Here is a 17,098-nt window from a genome sequence, read left to right on the forward strand (position 1 = left end):
AATCATTAGAGTACGAAGTAAAAAAATCAAAAAATAAACTAGCTGCAAATAGAAGCGATTATTTTTGTATTCAAAACCGTGAGAGAAGATCTATGCTATTAGGGAATGCAGTTTATCAAAGATGTAAGCTTGAAGATAGAATGCCGTTTCGTGATAAAGATCTTCTTGATTTCTCGCTTAGACTTCCACCAGAACTAAGGCTAAATCATCATATATACTTTAAATTTCTCAAAAAATTATCGCCAGAATTATTTAAAATTCCTGTATCTCCTGCAGGAATTCAAATGGACATACCGCATTTTTTATATAAGATCCATTCCTTAAAGAAAGTAGGTATGCGAAAAATAAGAAATGTATGTAGAATTAAAACACGAGGTCTGGTTAAAATTCCTTTTAAAGATGACTATCCTGATTACGGCGAGTGGATACGTAGTAATGAACGGCTCAGGAAATGGGTGGAAGGAATTTTATTGGACGAAAGAACGTTGAATAGAAAATATTTCAATCGTGATTTTATTAAAAGAATGGTGAACGATCACATGAGCTACAAGAAGGATTACACGCAGCTACTATTTATTCTCGTGACGTTCGAATTGTGGCACAGGTTATTTATCGATAAAGGGGGGGGAGAAAGGGTATGAAGAAATGTGTTACTGCTAAGTACATCATGGGGTATGTAATGGGAGACCGAGAGATCCTTATTAAAATTAGTTGTTATAACAAAGGGCTTACAACAAAACAGGGCGTAAAATAGCGTATGTATATTTTCTGATGACTTGCCTGCACATGTTTGGCGAGGGAGGTCTGAGGAAAAATACTAACAAGATGTTAAAGTGGAAATCGTAAATCCTGCGAGTGATGGAGGACAATGTATACGTAAAGGAGAATATATGCACTACTCCTACTGACATTGTAAAAGCAGGAATAGGAGCTTAAACGAATATTTTCTATACGCTACTTTACTTTGCCTATAAAAATCCTCATCGATTATGATCTTCAATCTGGATGAAAGAAGTGAAATGAAGAGATCGAATAGGGCTCACTATTTTTAGATTAAGATATAAATAGATCAAATAAGGTAGATAAATTTAAGCCAGATATCAGTTATCTGTTTTGACAAAAAGGTGATAAAGAGTGAGGGTGCTCTTGATCATAGGAAGATTTAGCAAAAGAAGTGGGATTTCAAGGTACGTGGTGGAATTGGCGGAGCGATTTGTCAAGGATCACGAAACATATTTGCTCACCTCCAGTTATGATTATGAAGTGCCTAACTTAATCGTCCACAAGAAGTCAATGATAAGAAAGCCATTTTGGCTTAAAATTTTGTATAATGCCCATTATAATACAAAATATTCAAGGATTATTAAAAAGAATTTTGGCATAAATATTGTCCATTCCCAAAGCACAGAATCGTTTGAATGTGATGTCGTAACTATGCAAAGTTGTCATAAAGCCTGGGTGAAGCAACACGATTCGGAAAAGGGGAGACCATTTTCAATAAATCCTCCTGATTACGTGCGAAAAATCATAGAAAGATATGTGTTAGAAAGAGGAAGTAAAAAGATTATTGCTATATCTAACAGGGTGAAACAAGAGATCCTCGAAAACTATGGCGTTCCTACAGAAAAAGTTGAAGTTATTCATAGTGGGGTTAATTTAGAGGAGTTTAAACCTAATTTTGCAAAAAGAGAAAAAATAAGGACAAAACTAGGAATAAACGAAAATCAAATCGTACTAATGTTTTCTGGGCATGAGTTCAGCAGAAAAGGTCTGAAATATATTATTGAAACATTACCGAGAATCAAAGGTAATGTTAAACTCTTGGTCGCGGGAGGTGATAATCCGACACCGTATTTCAGACTGGCCAGCGAACTAGGCATGCAGGATCATATCCTCTTTTTGGGAACACTTAAGGAAGACCTCAATGACCACTATGCAGCCTCTGATCTCTTTGTATTTCCTACCTTGTATGAGCCCTTTGGATTGGTGATCACTGAGGCGATGGCATCAGGCCTGCCGGTTATCACCAGTAAAATAGCGGGCGCGGCAGAGATAATGACTGATGGGGAAGATGGTTTATTGCTCGACGATCCGACAAATTCTGAAGAACTAGCAGAAAAGATAAATATTCTTGTTGAAGATGAAAATTTAAGAAAACAAATGGGCTTCAATGCGCGGAAAACGGCCGAAAAATATTCGTGGGGTTACGTTGCTCAAAAGACGTTAGAGGTGTTTGAAGAGATTTTACGTAGGTAGATTTGTTTTTTGGTGTAGCTTCTATGAATTCAGCGAATATTACTGTGGATAACTCGTTGCGAAAAGTCGCCAAGGGTACGGGCATAGGGTTCATTGGGTTTTTTATCGGTGCTGTATTCGGTTACTTTTCTCGCATAATCCTTGCGCGATTTCTCGGTGCAACTGATTATGGTTTAATCTCGCTAGGGTTTGCCGCTATGAGTCTTACGGCAGCGGTTTCCTTAGTGGGCCTGCAAGGGGGGGTAACTCGCTATGTCGCGTTTTATAAGGGAAGGGGGGACAAAGGAGGAATAAAAGGCACGATAGAAGGTGCGGTAAAGATAGCTCTCCCACTGAGTCTGATCTTCACCTTCTCTTTATTCAGTGGATCGCAATGGATCTCCATTAATGTTTTCCATGAACCACATTTAACGTCTGTTTTGAGGATCTTCTCCATCGCCGTTCCTTTTTTCAGTCTCTCCATTATTTTCGTTGCTGCTATCGCAGGATTTCAAGATATGAGATACGTGGCTTACGTAGATCAGGTATTTCAGAATACTCTTAAATTAGTAGCGATTGTGGCTCTACTCGTTTTGGGGTTTGGCGTGCTGGGTGCCGCGTGGGGTTGGGCTCTTGCCATCATCGCGATGCCCTTTCTCGGTTTCTATTTCTTGGAAAAGAAGGTTTTTCCTGTTCTTAACACACCAATAAAAGCTACATCTCTGGAAAGGGAACTCCTGTCCTTCTCATGGCCACTACTTTTTGCTACCTTATCTGCGGTAGTCATGAATTGGACAGATACATTCATGCTTGGCTATTTTTCTTCAGCGCAGGAGGTAGGGATTTACAATGCTGCTCATCCTACTGCGGCATTAATCTACTTTGTGTTCATGTCATTCTCCGGCATTTTTATGCCAGTTATATCCGAACTTCATGCTCGAAATCGCTCTGACGAGTTGAAAATCACCTACAGTGCGGTTACTAAATGGATCCTGTCTCTTGCTCTTCCCGCATTTTTATTAATTACTCTCTTCTCACGGTCTGTTATTACGATTCTCTTCGGAGACGAATTTATAACTGGGTCAACCGCCCTTGCTATCCTCGCATTCGGATATATTATTCAGGCAATGCTGGGGCTTTCTGGCAGGATTATACAAGCGTTAGGAAGAACAAAAATAATACTGGTGTGCAATGTCATAGGAGCAGCTTCAAATGTCGGCTTGAACCTCTATTTGATACCACTTTATGGTATCAACGGAGCAGCGGTTGCTACCGCGCTCTCTATTATTCTTATGATTGGCCTTATATTCACATTTGCATATCGTATCAGCGGCATGCAGCCCTTCAAGTTCAGCCATCTCAAGCCTGTTATTACATCTATAATCGCAGTTCTGATCGTATATGGTATAACAAAATATGCCTTTGTGGTATCGTTTTTGGTGCTAATTGCAATGCTCCCTGTCTTCTTTGTGCTTTACTTCATTCTGCTTTTAGTTGTCAAAGGGTTTGATAAGGAGGATGTGATGATTATGCGAGCGATAGATCAACGGTTGGGGATAAAGTTAAAGTGGATACGAAAGATCATCAGTAGATTTATCTAAAAAATAGCTATTTTAATGGTATGTTAAAGTCAGCAAAATCCTCAAATAAATAAATCAATGTGTTAATAAATCTCTACTAATTAACCGGAAGACTAAAATTATAACACTTTATTATAAACTTTCTCAATCTCTTTCGCTCTACTCCTCCAATCATATCCCTTAACAGCAATTTCCCTTCCCTTATTTCCCAAATCCAGTCTAATACCTTTATTTTCCACCAAAAACTCTATTTTTTCCATAAAATCCTTTATATTACCTACTTCTGCAAGTAGGCCCGCATCCTGAACAATCTTCTTAACCTCTTTATAGTCATACGAAACCACGGGCTTTCCTGAACTCATATATTCAAATAACTTTACAGGATTCCACCAAAACTCCGAATCGGGGAAATACCGCTCATCGAACGGAGCAATGAGTATATCGGACATCGCTAAATATTGGGATATTTCGCTGTGATTCCGAGCTCCCAACAGGATCATATTATCCGTCTTCGCTCTCTTAACTCCGTCAAACAACTCACCAGAGCCTATGAGCAGGAACTTAACATTTTCACGTTCAAACCTCTTGGCAATCTCCGGTATTTGATCAACGCCGTGCCATCGCCTAAAAGAACCAACAAACGTTATAATGACTTCATCCCGTATGCTCAATTCATTCTCAAGATCATCACAGTAAACATCGGGCCTAAACTTCTCGGTGTCAACACCATTTGGCACAACGAACACTGGTTTGTCTGTAATGGTCCCAATCATTTTTTTAAGCGTCTCTGTTTGGGTTACTATCACTTCACATTGTTCAAGGAGTATATCTCTCTGGTTTGATGCTATTTTTTTTGCTCTGCCGGTATACACTTCCTCATCGATGTACAAACTATTGACTTCCAAAATCTTCGGTATCTTTAATGTATTGCTAATTTTAATGCTGTGAGGATTTGGTAAATGAAAACGCTCGTGAATCAGATCTGGTTTTTGCGTCCTTAATGCAACTAACGTTTGGTGATAACTCATGAAGTTCAATGGATAAAATAGTTTGTATTTTAACTTAAATGACACGATAAACCTGACATAATTGAGCCGTATGCCTTCATAGCTATCTGACCACTTCAAAACATTATATAAATCTCTTCCCGTTGGTATTCCATACAGGGTAACGTCATTTCCAATCTCTTTGAGTGCTTTCACAATCGAATGTGTATGTACAAAGCCTGCGTGTTCTGATGGGATGAACTGGTCAAAGGCAAAATAGGCGATATTATAATTATTCTCGTTCGGGTCCACTTTTGCAAAATTCTTTCCATCACAGTGTGCGACCATTTATCTCTATCTCCCTTAAATGGACAAACCAGATTTAAGATTATAGGCAATTCATAATCTTAAACTCTTCTTTCTTCTCTCGCATCAAGGAGACTTGGAGTCCATCACTTTCTAGCCAAAACTGCAAAACGCCTACTCCAACTCGGTTTAACAGAAAAAAGTTTGTCTACAAATTTTACTGTGGCACTAGTTTGATAGGGAGCGAAGCCAACTACAGAAACTATATGAAAGCCATAAAATTCAAGGAGTTCCTTAAACGCGTTTAGCGTAACCGAATGAATATGCACTAAAGGGGCGCGGTCATAAACTTTGTCATAAAAACCTGATATCCCAAAAGCTCTTTGCGAAGATATTTCTACATCACGGGGCTGATAGCCAAACAATAATGAAAGTCTGCTTGTCCAACTTCCCAGATTCGGCACAGAAAAAAGTATCCACCCCCTCTCTCTTAGCACCCTATAACTTTCAGAAATAGGATTATCATAGTACCTCAGATGTTCCAATACTCCAAATGATGTTACTAAATCGATTTCTCCGTCAGAGAAGGGTAACGGCGTTTCCTCAAGATTGATATTGTAAGTCGTTATCCCCCGTGTTCGCGCATGATCTAATCGTTCCTCATCTCTATCAATTCCGCATATACTCGGAATAGAGAGATACTCTGCTAGTATTTTACTTACGGCACCGTAACCACAGCCCAAGTCCACCATGGCATTTAAATTCGCTTTATCCTCATTCAGCTCGGATAATAAGGGTTGCAGATCCGATAAGGACTGCAAAGTGGCACTTACGCCAAAGTCCGTCTCTGTTAGTTCTATATCGGCATCCTCAGCTATCTTCTCAAGATTATCCTTTGATCTTTTCCTTGACATGTTCTCTTTCATGGCCCCCATCTATCATACCAACTATGAATATAACTTTGTTTGCTCGTTATAAAGCTCCACGATAGATATTCTCAGTCTTTTCCGCTATAGTCTCCCACGCGTACGCACTGAGATCCTCTCTCACTTCTTCCCCCTTCTTCTGGTCCATAATCGTTGCCAGCTTCTTCGGGTTATTCCTCTTAGCTGGTTCATGCACACGAACCCGAACCGGAAAAACCCCCTCAAACTTCTGTGCAAACTCTCGTAGCCCTCCCTCCTCATTAACAATCACTGGCTTCCCTGCGGCTAACGCTTCTAACACCGTTATACCAAAAGCTTCGATACCCGATAAATTGATAAACAGCGAGCAGGTCTTCAACCAGCGGTATTTCTCTTCATCAGTGACACCGCTCAGGATCTTGACCCTGCTCTCTAAGTTTAAAGTGTGGATGAGCTGTTCTAAATCCCTACGGTATCTCCCCTCGCCAATGATGTAAAACTGACATTCGGGTAAAAACGCCATCGCGCGTATCGCTATCTGGATGTTCTTGTATTTTTCTAGGCGTCCAACGTACACAATCAAGTCATGTTCAAATTCGAAAGGCTCTGCTTCCTCTATCTCCATCAAATTGAGTCCATTCGGAATGACCATAATCTCGGTATCCGCAACGCCAAAGTTCCTCTGTACCAAAGCTTTCTCGTGCTCTGAGACGCAGATAATCTTATCGGCGCGCTTGAATATCCGTGCTCCAAAATACTTGTAGGGCTTGTTTAAAACGTTCCTGAACGGTGTGCTGCCCATGCCGTGATAGTGCGGTGTGAAGATAAACCTTCCTCGTTTGACAAAGGAGGCAAAGTACGCAGGGAACGCATGATAGTTATGGGCGTGAATAAGGTCGAAATCGGCTTTCCGCAAATAAAACAACATTTGTGGTGAAAAGAAGTACGCGCCGTTTGGTGCGATTGCATGAAATCGTTTTATCGTAACGCCGTTGAGTTCGGTAATCTGTTTATTATTCGGAGATAAATCTGCAGTGATAACTTCTACATCGAATTTCTTAGCTAACCGCTCGCTTAGCTGCCTCACATGCTCCTCGATACCTCCTTTGTGCGGATAATACGCGTGACACACCTGCGCGATCTTCATGCTCAACTGAGCCTCCTCAAGCGGAATGTACTTTTACCAAGGCCCTCCTCTCACATCCTCAATTTGCCTCGCAGATATCCAATTCCAGCAGCAAGCAATAAAAAGAAGGTCATCACATCTAAATGCTTCAGATAATACTTGAGGTAGGTCTGCTCCACCTCCAGGTCATACTCCTTTCCGATGCTAGCTTTGGCCAATCCCTCTGCATGCGCTCTTCTCAACATATAGCGCCATTTCGTTCGCTCTTCCGGCACATGGTGATAAACAACAGCGTCTGGATTAAAGACAATCTTGGCGTCAGGACCGTATCTCTTCTTGATTCTCAGAAATAGATCGGTTTCCTCTCCCACCGCCATCTTCCTCCTTACCATCCCTAGGCTCTCGTCAAAGCCCCCCAGGGCCTCGAATACCCTCTTAGTAAATGCCATATTACAACCAATCGGCCGTTTAGGTGGCGGATTCGTGGTCGTACAATCGATTACCCAGTTCAGTTTGCTATCTAGTTTCTTACCACGAAAAACAGGTTTAACGGAACCGCCAACCACCATGACCTTCCCTGAAAAAGAATCGAATATGTTGGCGAGCCAGTTCTCATCCGCTTCTGCATCGTCATCTATAAACGCGATTATATCCCCCAAAGCCGTTTCAACGCCTTTATTCCTCGCTGCGGCCAAACCTTTCTTACCTGAGCTGACAACCCTTATAGGCACACGCGTTTTGCCACAAAAAAGGTCAGAATAACTTATCTTTTCATCGTCAGTATCGACTACTAATATTACCTCGTCTGGTATATGGGTTTGGTGTTCCAGAGAAGCTATGCATCGCGCGACCAACTCCTCCTGGCCACCATAACTACAAACGATAACGGAGGTTCTCACTTTTTCGCTCCTCTTTCCGCTCTCGTCTCTGGTATCGTCACCTTCACCCGCTTCTTAAGCACCGGCACCAATCGCTTTATCGCTATCTCCCCCCCATGTGCCAGCGTATACTCATTAATCGGCAGATCCGGGGATTTCCCGTTAACTTCATAGATATAAAAGCCCTCTTCTCCGTCTATTGACGCAATAAACTCTTTATCGCTCACTCTCTTTATCCCTACTCCTGCGACATCCCTTAGCGCAGCCAATATGCTTGTGCCTTCCCGGGCTTCTATTTCGTACTCCTCGCTGAACGTCTCCAGAGCTTCATAGAGTTTCGCCCGATTTACCGTTAGTACATGCGTCTTCCCGAACGTTTTACGCGTCACCAGTTCCGCATCCTCTAATATCTTGACGTGCTTTGCAGCCACAGGTACTGAGATCTCTAATGCTTTTGCCAGACCGGAGACATGATAATCGGCCCTCATTAGAAGCTTCAACATCTCCTTCCGCGTTGTACTACTCAAAGCTTTGAATAACCGCATCTCTTCGTAACCTTCCCCTTCCTCGTATACTTAAGTGTATGAGTCTTATGGGTTATAATCCTTTGCTTCGGTACAACTCCGCAGCTAACCTCGTTATGTAACTCTTACCTTTTTCACCCTCTTCCAACAGCTCCCTCCATTCAACGGGAATCGCTTTCTCTCCGTAGTAGGCCCCGCTTATCGCGCCGTTCATAGCGCCTATCGTGTCGGTATCGCCACCCAGACTTACCGCATAGGCCACGCCCTCCTCAAAGCTATCAGCACGAAGGAACGAGTAGATGGCGGTAGGTACCGAGTTGAAAGCTGCCATGCCATTGCCCAATTTCGCGATAATTTCCTTTTTGGTTGGTGCTTCCTCCAAAAGGAGTCCTATCGACCGTATCTTCTCCTTGTAAACGTTGTTCTGGACAAAATCCTCCAGTTCAGACAGCATGCCTTCTTTTTGTTCGCGTACCGCTAAAGCGACGGCGAAGGCCTGCAGCGCCGCCCCTTCTTTGCCCAGCTCGTGCGCATGCGTTATCATACTCGATTTATACGCCGCGTCACGCAGTGCAGTGGTATCATCATAATAAAAGAGCCCAACAGGCGCGATGCGCATCGCAGCACCGTTACCGTACGAGCCTTCGCCACCAAACAGCTTTCTCGATGCCTCTTCCCAGCTCTCCCCCTCCCGTATACGCTTTAATGCGCCCGTCGATCCCGGACCGTAGCCTCGTTTCGCATTAAAATTCTGGATGAACGTACTCGCCATATCCGCACCGTTGACGCCCTTATTCCTGATTAACGACTCCGCGACCCCGATCATCATCTCCGTGTCGTCCGTGTAGCGCCCGTCGATCATCTGCCACACCGTTGCCTCTCCGTACACCGAACGCACCTTCTCCCTGTTCCAACCCTCGAAAGGCGCGCCTAATGCGTCCCCTACTGCAGTGCCCAAGAGCGCACCGGTAAATTTTGATTTAAGGTTCACTTCCATCAGTAATCCCCCTTTACCAGTTTCAGGTATCGTAATCTCTCAACTTCATTCGTTCGGCTAGGAACAATCAACAAGAGCTCGTCGTTCAGCTCATCCATATCCCTCTCATTTTATATAACGAGCAGAGCAAATTAACAAGTACTCTTTAATTACATTACGTGCAATGTCAAGCTCAGATAAGAATAAGGCGATCTTACTCGTCTGTGATGGTCTTGGAGACCGTCCCTCGGTAGATGGAAAGACACCGTTGCAAGCTGCTTATACGCCCAATTTGGACGCAATCAGCGCCTCAGGGATAAACGGGCTGATGGACGTTATAGCGCCCGGAATTGTGCCCGGGAGCGATACTGCGCACATCGCTCTCTTCGGATACGACCCGTACCGATATTATCCGGGCAGAGGCGTGTTTGAGGCACTTGGTGCGGATATGGAACTGCATAAAGGTGACGTCGCCTTTCGGGCTAATTTCTCGACGGTGGATGAGACCATGTGCGTCATTGACAGAAGAGCGGGTAGAAAAGGGAGTGAAGAATTGGCAGAAGTGCTCAACGGGCTTGAAATAGACGGCATTAAGATCCTCCTGAAAAACACCACGCAGCATCGCTGTGCCGTTGTGATGAGGGGCGATCAACTCTCACGCTACGTCTCCGATGTGGACACGCACGAAGCAGGAGATTTCGTGCAGGAATGCAAACCACTTCACGACGGCGAAGCAGAGCGGAAGACCGCAACCGTGGTGAACAAATTCGTCAAGAAGAGTTACGAGCTGCTCAATGAGCATCCGATAAATGCGGAGAGACGGGAAAAGGGAGAACTGCCTGCGAACATTATCCTCTTAAGAGGCGCGGGCAGCTACGACGGCATAACGTCGCTAAAAGACCGATTCGGCTTCAACGCTGCATGTGTGGCGGGCGCGTCGCTGTACAAAGGTGTGGCGAAATACCTGGGTATGGAAATCCTTCCGGTCGAGGGCGCGACCGGCAAAGCTGACACAAACCTGAAGAACAAGGCAGAAGCCGCTTTACAGGCATTAGAGGAGCACGATTTCGTTTTCATCCACGTGAAGGATACGGACAACGATGGTCACGATGGCAACTTCGAGGCCAAGAAAGCAATCATCGAGCGGGTGGACGAAGAGCTTGTGGCTCGGCTCAAAGACGTTGACGCCTACCTTGCCGTTACCGGCGATCACAGCACTCCTGTAACACTAAAACGACACTGCAGTGATCCCGTCCCGCTGGTCATAAAAGGCAAAGGGGTTCGGACGGACGACGTAAAAAAATTCGATGAAATCTCCGTCGCTTCTGGTGGATTAAACCGGATACGGGGCGTCGATCTGATGCCGATACTGGCCGATTATATGGGGTTCTTTATTATGTACGGGACGTGAAAAGCCTCATTCTTGCCACACCCCATTAAAATCTGGCGCATCCATGTTTGCCCTAAACTAGACTTCTGGCGTATAAAATGTTTTTAGCTTATATCGGATCCTATCTTAATGAATTTCCAAAAACAAAATCATTTTGTCTTTTATCTCTAATAGTTTCTTGCAATATTCTTTTAATCCGGTCTCCATCCTGGTTGATATCGTCTTCATTAAACCACAGAACTTTCCATCCCCTTTCATTCAATGCTTTTTCTTTGCCCTCATCTTTTTCCCTTGCATGCCAGTAATTAGCACCTGGTTCCACAGCAACTTTTTCGTTTACAAAGGCGAAATCGATCCAATATCGTGAAACATTATATTGTTTCTCATAATCTACATGCTCTTTAAAACCAAGTTCAGTTAAATACTGCTCAGTCTTCTTTTCTAAGTCGGTATCCATTTTCGCCGGTGGCACTAATTCTCTAATTTGCAGTTGTCCAGGTCTACCAAAATGGGAACGTTCAATAATATATTTCCCACCATTCCGTTCTATTACATCTCCTATGTTATATCCTGGTGGTAAGGTCGTATCATCGAGTTTTTTGAGTTTAGCCCGGACACGTATTTGATCTTCTGGCGGTAAATTATTTATGGAAATTTTTATCAATTTATCTCACCCCTTTGTAAGCTCCAGCCCTCCACCTCGGAATAAATTCGATGCATCCCATTTGGTATCTGCGGGTTTTATGGCGAGCTTTTTGAAGCATCACTTTAGACAATCGTCGTCTACTCATTACCTCCCTGATGCTCGCTCCTTCCCCAAAGGTAGCCGATTAGGCCAGCGAAGATGGGCAATCCTAAGATTAGTAGTACTGTACCAGCGTTGTTGTCACCTTGGCCAGCTTGAGACTGAAGATTTTCAATGTATCTAGGAAGTTCTTGCCCGATGATACTGGGATCGCTTCGATCGAATGGAATTCGGGGCATCGCCATATGAGACAGCAGCCCATCAATTTTGACCCCCTTTTCTACGAATGCCACCACCGGTCGTTGAAATGATGATGCAAAGGCTAATTCATCTCGAACTCCGGGAGGCATCGCCCAGTTGAAGTTTCCTTCGAGCCTTTCTCTTCGATGAAGGAATGCCACCACTAGCTTGCTTTGCCTAATTTCTGCTTGAATTGCATCAACGGCAGGGTAGCCACTTGCCACAACTCCTCCCCAAAATGCAGAAACGCCAATTGATGTAAGATACTCATAACACCAATCTCCAAGAATTCTTTCTTCGGCATTGAAACCACAGCTGATGAACACGTCAGCCATTTTTATCACCTCCTTTTGATTTTATATCTGTACTTGCCTTTAACTTACCATGTTATTTAAACACCCAACTCTCCATGTGTTTCATTTATTCGTTTTCAAAAGATGGGCTAAAGCTAATAATGCCATAATAGCCGGAATTATTTGAAAGGAGGGTATTGTGGCTGTTGGTGTTGATGCAGGGCCATATGCATTATCTAAAGAAGGTCTTAAAATACACAGGCAGTCCCCATTTGACTTGCATGCAGACCCTACAGTCCATATTTTATTTCGATCCGCTTCAGATTGAACAAAGCCTTCTGCAACTACTTCTACGGTATAGTTGCCATAAGGAACGTCTATGAACGTCTGGCCTGAAGGCTGAGGCCCGAGAGTGACCCCCACCCCGTATAACGTTACTATCGCATCTGGAACATTCCCTAGGGTTTCTTTATTCACTGGTTGTACGTTTACATCACATATATCGCCAGTTCTTTCTAGATCGGCACGAATTTGTGATGGCTGGTCACCGGATATGGCATCAACTGCTATCGGTATGACCATTAATAATACACCCAACACCAAAATCAATCCAACCCCTCTTTTCATTTCAATTCCCCTTGGCATGTATCTTCACCTCCGCTCCTCCCATGTCTCCTTGGAGATAATCAACAAAAATGATGATATAACATATAAATTTTTCGGTATTTTTCAACGAATAATATTCGTTATAATAGATCCGTTCGTGAAATAAATAAAAAATAAAATGTTTTGGGCTCTAAGCTATCTCCTTTATTGCCCCTTCCAAAACCGCAGCTATCTCTTCCATCTTCTCAGCGGCCTCTTGTAAACGCTTGCCGACTTCCACCAACCCGATCTCCTCAGCATCTCGCGCGGCCTTCCTGAAGCTCTCCGCATGATCCTTATTGTGCGCTATCCAGTGCTCTAACTTCTTCTGTAATCGGAGAGCCTGCTCCTTCTTATCCTCTCTCATCTCGAGGAATATCACGTGCCAGCATCCCAGGAGCTGAGATATCTCTTCTGCTCGTCCGTCAGTTCTTCTATCTCGACGCCCATCGCCTTCAACTTCAAACGCGCCACCTCCTCATCGATCTCTTTCGGCACCGAATAAACCTCGTTATGCAACTGCTCGTGATGCTCCACGATGTGCCGCACACACAACGCCTGATTCGCGAAGCTCATGTCCATCACTTCAGGTGGATGCCCGAACGCAGCAGCGAGATTCACCAACCTGCCTTCAGATAATAAATACAACCTTCTCCCGTCCCGCATGACGTACTCAACCACCTCTTCCTTTACTTCGTTCGTTTCGACCGCAAGCTCTTCGAGGTCAGGAATGTTAATCTCGACATTGAAATGGCCGGAATTCGCGATGAGCGCGCCATCCTGCATCAGCTCGAAATGCTCTCGCCGTATCGCTGAGATGTCCCCCGTGACCGTGATGAAAAGATCGCCGATCTTCGCTGCTTCCGTCATCGGCATTACCCGGTAACCGTCCATAACTGCCTCTAAGGCCTTCCTCGGATTCACTTCCACTACCACTACGGACGAGCCATGCCCTTTTGCCCGCAACGCCACGCCTCTACCACACCAGCCATAGCCAACCACCACGACCGTCTTACCGGCAAAGAGGAAGTTGGTTGCGTTCATTATCCCGTGCAGGGTCGACTGTCCGGTTCCGTAGCGGTTGTCAAACATCATCTTCGTCTCCGCATCATTCACCGCGATGACCGGAAACCTCAGCCTCCCTTCGGCTGAAAGCGCCCGTAACCGTATGACCCCTGTCGTTGTCTCCTCGCAGCCGCCCTTAATGCCCTCAAGCCCCCGCTCATGCACGCGTGCGATTGTATCCGCGCCGTCGTCAAGGGTCATATCGGGGCCGATCTTCAACGCCTCGTCCAGGCATTCGTAGTACTCTTTCTCATTCTCGCCCCGGAAGGCATAGACATGTATCCCCTCAGCCGCAAGTGCGGCAGCGACATCATCCTGTGTGCTGAGTGGATTTGAGCCCGTCAGTGCTATTGTTGCACCGCCCGCCCGCAGTGTTAGAATAAGGTTCGCCGTTTCTACCGTGACATGGAGGCAGGCCACGATCTTTACACCCTCTAAGGGTTTCTCCTTCTCATATCGCTCCCGTATGATCTGCAGAACCGGCATCTGTCTCCGTGCCCATTCTATACGCTTCTTCCCTCTTTCCGCAAGGGTTATATCCTTAATTATGAAATCTTTCATCATACCACCTTCATTTATCTCTGCTGAATTGATGAATGAATTATACTATAATAAAAACCCTTTTATCTTCATAGACGCTATCCGAGAAGTGAAGGTAGTTAGTGAGTGAGTAAGTAAGCAAGCGGGTAAAGGGGAAGAGGAGAAATGATTGTAAAGGAGATACTGAGCGAAAGTGTATTGACACTTGCGGAATCTAAGGAAATATTAACACCTCTGAGGACGAGTGGCGAGGGCACGAAGAAGAAAGAGGGCGAGGAAGAAGAGGTGGAGATACGTTACGAGAGGAGAAAAGCTTCTGAGCATACCGCAAAGTTCGCGAAGCTCAGCGCGGAAGACTCGCGGGTGCTGATAAACGAGTTGCTCGAACTACCGAAGATGAAAGAGCTGATAGCGATACGGATTGCTGATATTATGCCAAAGAGCCCGAATGAGGTGCGGGCGATCTATGCGAAGGAACGATTTACCCTTACCGAGGCTGACATAGAGGGCATACTCGATTGCGTTGCGAAGTATGTGTGAATGAATACTTGACTGATTGACGTTGTGTGTGGGGTAATGCTTTTTGGAGGTAAGAAGGGATGAGAGGGTATGCGTATGAGAAGCGGGGCAGGATGGAGAAGGGGCGGAGTGCTGGCAGGCAGAAGCGGCGAGAGATTTATGTCCGCGTCATCGATTTTCTACCCTATGGACATCCTGAGGACTCTCGACCGGTCTATCAGAGGAAACCTCTTGTTCAGGCTGTTGGCGAGGATCAATTCGTCTTGATAGAACTTTCACCAAAGAAGGATAAAATACCTGAAGTGTACGACCGCGTGTACATAGGCGAAGGCGAGCGAGAAGTGATAGACCACGTAACCAAGCGGTTGAGATACGAGGAACTAACGCCGACGGCAAAGGTGGAATTACCCTACGTCCTCGAGATCATCATAAAAGAGAACGAGGAACGGTTCATAAAGGCGTTTAACAACGCAAAGCCGATCACCACACGATTACATACGCTCGATTTGCTCCCGGGGATCGGGAAGAAATTGATGTGGGCGATCGTGGAAGAGCGTAAGAAAGGGGAGTTCGCCGGCTTCTTTGACCTCACCAAGCGCGTGAAAGGGCTCCATCATCCTGAAAAGATCCTCGCGAAGCGAATCGAAGATGAAATCATCGACGAAAATATCAAATACCGGCTCTTTACACCCTAAACCGCTTCTTTCTTTCGCAAACACATACGCCCAGAAACAGAGGAGAGAAGAGGGCCAATTTCCTTTTCCTTTCACTTATTCTTTACGAGCTTTTACCGCGCTATCAAAAGCGGACTGATTACTGCGTCAAGAATTAAACACACCACCGATCGTTGTTATGCATAAATCGGAACAGATGTTATGGACCTGTACGAGCACCTCGAAGTAAAAATCAGCGGAGGGTAAAAACATACGGCGGGACGTTGCAGTCACCAGCACAATCGAAGAAGGAAGGAAAGATGGCGGTGGAGGAAGTAGCAACAATTGGCGAGGCGGTGGCGTACATGATTGATTATAAGTATGATCTCATATCAGACTGTAGAGTCCCGAAATTATTTCGTCAGGAAGTTTCACCAAAACGCATGGTGAAGCTCACGGACAGAAAGATCAAATGGGCGGTTAATCAGGTAATCAACAAAGGAGAGAGTACAGCGGTGGTTGCCGCGATATATTGTGTCTCCAGACGGAGGATACAGCAACTGGCGAAGGGCTATAAGGAAACAGGAGAATAGCCAGTGCTTGATAGGAACAGAAGACCTCGGACTCCTCTGAGCGCTGAGGAGAAGCGGATAATTGAAGCAGCCTATAACGAGTCATTCTTAGGGGCCCGTTTGCTTCGGTACCACATACAGAGGTATTATAAGCGGAATATACCGCAAAATAAGATCCATCAGCATCTGCTCGAGGTAGGGCTGGCGAGATCGAACCCGAAGAAGCAGAAGAAGCGTAAACGATGCCGATACGAGCGAGAGCACAGTCTTTCGCTGGTGCACGCCGATTGGCTCGATTATGACGGGCTCCAGGTGATCGCGTTCGAGGACGATGCCTCGCGAAAGATTCTCTCAATCGGTGAATTCGCACATGCAACCGCAGACAACGCCATAGCGGCGCTTCAACGTGCGGAAGATGCTGCCGAAGCGTATCGCAGTCGTATTCACGAGGTTAATACGGATCAAGGCAGCCAGTTCTATGCAAGCGGTGGCGAGAAGAAGAGCAAAGGTGTCAACCGATTCGAACGGTATCTGAGCGTGCGAGGCATCAACCACATCCCGTCGAAGCGTAACAATCCGCAAACGAACGGTAAGATCGAGCGGTGGTTTCAGGAGTACAGAAGACACAGATGGCGGTTTGATAGCGCATATGCATTCGCAGAGTGGTACAATAACCGTATCCACGGAGCTCTTGACCTGGAATGCGGTGAAACCCCAGATGAGGCGTTTATCAGGAAATTGAGAAGCGGGAGTATCCTTGGGATGTTTCTTGTGTGGAACTAAAAGGAGGTACGTTTATGAATGTGAAAGGCCTTATGGATAGTAGGCGAAATAATATTAGGACTCAACAATCTCATATCAGAACATAATCTGTAGAGGACTTTGATTAACGTCTGGTTTTAAGAGCCTTCAAAACCATT

Annotated in this window: 19 protein-coding genes; 8 read left to right on the forward strand and 11 right to left on the reverse strand. The window is 45.0% G+C overall.

The features are described 5' to 3' along the window. The 3 genes from JW878_06380 to JW878_06390 form a co-directional block, all read left to right on the forward strand. Positions 1-641 (forward strand): hypothetical protein (locus tag JW878_06380; GenBank protein MBN1762682.1); only part of this gene is annotated, 641 nt, incomplete at its 5' end. A 550-nt stretch (positions 642-1,191) separates the two neighbouring features. Continuing rightward, on the forward strand, positions 1,192-2,256 hold the full coding sequence (locus tag JW878_06385) for a glycosyltransferase family 4 protein (GenBank protein ID MBN1762683.1): 1,065 nt from the start codon (positions 1,192-1,194) through the stop codon (positions 2,254-2,256). A gap of 23 nt (positions 2,257-2,279) precedes the next feature. After that, positions 2,280-3,836, forward strand: coding sequence for a flippase (locus JW878_06390; protein ID MBN1762684.1), 1,557 nt, complete (start codon positions 2,280-2,282; stop codon positions 3,834-3,836). 98 nt (positions 3,837-3,934) lie between these two features. Here JW878_06390 and JW878_06395 read toward each other — a convergent pair whose 3' ends face one another. The 6 genes from JW878_06395 to JW878_06420 form a co-directional block, all read right to left on the reverse strand. Then, the gene (locus tag JW878_06395; GenBank protein MBN1762685.1) at positions 3,935-5,149 is read right to left on the reverse strand and encodes a glycosyltransferase; all 1,215 of its coding nucleotides are present in this window, start codon (positions 5,147-5,149) and stop codon (positions 3,935-3,937) included. Between the two features lie 104 nt (positions 5,150-5,253). Beyond that, entirely contained in the window at positions 5,254-6,042 is a 789-nt protein-coding gene (locus tag JW878_06400; protein MBN1762686.1) for a class I SAM-dependent methyltransferase, read from the reverse strand. 37 nt (positions 6,043-6,079) lie between these two features. Further along, on the reverse strand, positions 6,080-7,159 hold the full coding sequence (locus JW878_06405) for a glycosyltransferase family 4 protein (protein ID MBN1762687.1): 1,080 nt from the start codon (positions 7,157-7,159) through the stop codon (positions 6,080-6,082). Positions 7,160-7,209: 50 nt separating this feature from the next. After that, positions 7,210-8,037 (reverse strand): glycosyltransferase, encoded by an 828-nt coding sequence (locus tag JW878_06410; protein MBN1762688.1) that lies wholly within the window; start codon positions 8,035-8,037, stop codon positions 7,210-7,212. Beyond that, complete coding sequence (locus JW878_06415) at positions 8,034-8,561, reverse strand: ArsR family transcriptional regulator (GenBank protein MBN1762689.1); 528 nt, start codon at positions 8,559-8,561, stop codon at positions 8,034-8,036. Before JW878_06415 ends, JW878_06410 begins: the two co-directional genes overlap by 4 nt. Before the next feature lie 52 nt (positions 8,562-8,613). Further along, positions 8,614-9,537, reverse strand: coding sequence for an ADP-ribosylglycohydrolase family protein (locus JW878_06420; protein ID MBN1762690.1), 924 nt, complete (start codon positions 9,535-9,537; stop codon positions 8,614-8,616). 163 nt (positions 9,538-9,700) lie between these two features. Here JW878_06420 and JW878_06425 point away from each other — a divergent pair, with 163 nt between their 5' ends. Further along, entirely contained in the window at positions 9,701-10,927 is a 1,227-nt protein-coding gene (locus tag JW878_06425; protein MBN1762691.1) for a 2,3-bisphosphoglycerate-independent phosphoglycerate mutase, read from the forward strand. A 100-nt stretch (positions 10,928-11,027) separates the two neighbouring features. On the opposite strand, the gene JW878_06430 is transcribed toward JW878_06425, so the two are convergent. From JW878_06430 to JW878_06450, 5 genes are all read right to left on the reverse strand, one after another. After that, entirely contained in the window at positions 11,028-11,570 is a 543-nt protein-coding gene (locus JW878_06430) for a DUF559 domain-containing protein (GenBank protein ID MBN1762692.1), read from the reverse strand. 119 nt (positions 11,571-11,689) lie between these two features. Beyond that, the gene (locus JW878_06435) at positions 11,690-12,226 is read right to left on the reverse strand and encodes a hypothetical protein (GenBank protein MBN1762693.1); all 537 of its coding nucleotides are present in this window, start codon (positions 12,224-12,226) and stop codon (positions 11,690-11,692) included. Between the two features lie 81 nt (positions 12,227-12,307). After that, the gene (locus JW878_06440; protein MBN1762694.1) at positions 12,308-12,829 is read right to left on the reverse strand and encodes a hypothetical protein; all 522 of its coding nucleotides are present in this window, start codon (positions 12,827-12,829) and stop codon (positions 12,308-12,310) included. A gap of 151 nt (positions 12,830-12,980) precedes the next feature. Next, complete coding sequence (locus JW878_06445; GenBank protein MBN1762695.1) at positions 12,981-13,196, reverse strand: hypothetical protein; 216 nt, start codon at positions 13,194-13,196, stop codon at positions 12,981-12,983. A gap of 11 nt (positions 13,197-13,207) precedes the next feature. Beyond that, positions 13,208-14,455, reverse strand: coding sequence for an adenosylhomocysteinase (locus JW878_06450; GenBank protein ID MBN1762696.1), 1,248 nt, complete (start codon positions 14,453-14,455; stop codon positions 13,208-13,210). Positions 14,456-14,599: 144 nt separating this feature from the next. Here JW878_06450 and JW878_06455 point away from each other — a divergent pair, with 144 nt between their 5' ends. From JW878_06455 to JW878_06470, 4 genes are all read left to right on the forward strand, one after another. Continuing rightward, positions 14,600-14,974: an RNA polymerase Rpb4 family protein gene (locus JW878_06455; protein MBN1762697.1), complete on the forward strand. Its 375-nt coding sequence runs from the start codon at positions 14,600-14,602 to the stop codon at positions 14,972-14,974. A gap of 92 nt (positions 14,975-15,066) precedes the next feature. Then, complete coding sequence (locus tag JW878_06460; protein MBN1762698.1) at positions 15,067-15,648, forward strand: DUF655 domain-containing protein; 582 nt, start codon at positions 15,067-15,069, stop codon at positions 15,646-15,648. 278 nt (positions 15,649-15,926) lie between these two features. Beyond that, a complete protein-coding gene (locus JW878_06465; protein ID MBN1762699.1) occupies positions 15,927-16,199 on the forward strand; it encodes a hypothetical protein in 273 nt (90 codons plus the stop codon). 3 nt (positions 16,200-16,202) lie between these two features. After that, positions 16,203-16,961 (forward strand): transposase family protein, encoded by a 759-nt coding sequence (locus JW878_06470; protein ID MBN1762700.1) that lies wholly within the window; start codon positions 16,203-16,205, stop codon positions 16,959-16,961. Positions 16,962-17,098: the final 137 nt, after the last annotated feature.

Source organism: Methanomicrobia archaeon, assembly GCA_016930255.1.
Lineage (GTDB): Archaea > Halobacteriota > Syntropharchaeia > Alkanophagales > Methanospirareceae > JACGMN01.

What these genes read in the sequence shown, in the direction of transcription:
- JW878_06455 (MBN1762697.1), top strand. Translation starts at nt 14,600, where the DNA reads ATGATTGTAAAGGAGATACTGAGCGAAAGTGTATTGACACTTGCGGAA.
- JW878_06440 (MBN1762694.1), bottom strand. Translation starts at nt 12,829, where the DNA reads ATGCCAAGGGGAATTGAAATGAAAAGAGGGGTTGGATTGATTTTGGTG.
- JW878_06400 (MBN1762686.1), bottom strand. Translation starts at nt 6,042, where the DNA reads ATGGGGGCCATGAAAGAGAACATGTCAAGGAAAAGATCAAAGGATAAT.
- JW878_06445 (MBN1762695.1), bottom strand. Translation starts at nt 13,196, where the DNA reads ATGAGAGAGGATAAGAAGGAGCAGGCTCTCCGATTACAGAAGAAGTTA.
- JW878_06390 (MBN1762684.1), top strand. Translation starts at nt 2,280, where the DNA reads ATGAATTCAGCGAATATTACTGTGGATAACTCGTTGCGAAAAGTCGCC.
- JW878_06405 (MBN1762687.1), bottom strand. Translation starts at nt 7,159, where the DNA reads ATGAAGATCGCGCAGGTGTGTCACGCGTATTATCCGCACAAAGGAGGT.
- JW878_06425 (MBN1762691.1), top strand. Translation starts at nt 9,701, where the DNA reads ATGTCAAGCTCAGATAAGAATAAGGCGATCTTACTCGTCTGTGATGGT.
- JW878_06450 (MBN1762696.1), bottom strand. Translation starts at nt 14,455, where the DNA reads ATGAAAGATTTCATAATTAAGGATATAACCCTTGCGGAAAGAGGGAAG.
- JW878_06460 (MBN1762698.1), top strand. Translation starts at nt 15,067, where the DNA reads ATGGAGAAGGGGCGGAGTGCTGGCAGGCAGAAGCGGCGAGAGATTTAT.
- JW878_06420 (MBN1762690.1), bottom strand. Translation starts at nt 9,537, where the DNA reads ATGGAAGTGAACCTTAAATCAAAATTTACCGGTGCGCTCTTGGGCACT.
- JW878_06395 (MBN1762685.1), bottom strand. Translation starts at nt 5,149, where the DNA reads ATGGTCGCACACTGTGATGGAAAGAATTTTGCAAAAGTGGACCCGAAC.
- JW878_06435 (MBN1762693.1), bottom strand. Translation starts at nt 12,226, where the DNA reads ATGGCTGACGTGTTCATCAGCTGTGGTTTCAATGCCGAAGAAAGAATT.
- JW878_06415 (MBN1762689.1), bottom strand. Translation starts at nt 8,561, where the DNA reads ATGCGGTTATTCAAAGCTTTGAGTAGTACAACGCGGAAGGAGATGTTG.
- JW878_06465 (MBN1762699.1), top strand. Translation starts at nt 15,927, where the DNA reads ATGGCGGTGGAGGAAGTAGCAACAATTGGCGAGGCGGTGGCGTACATG.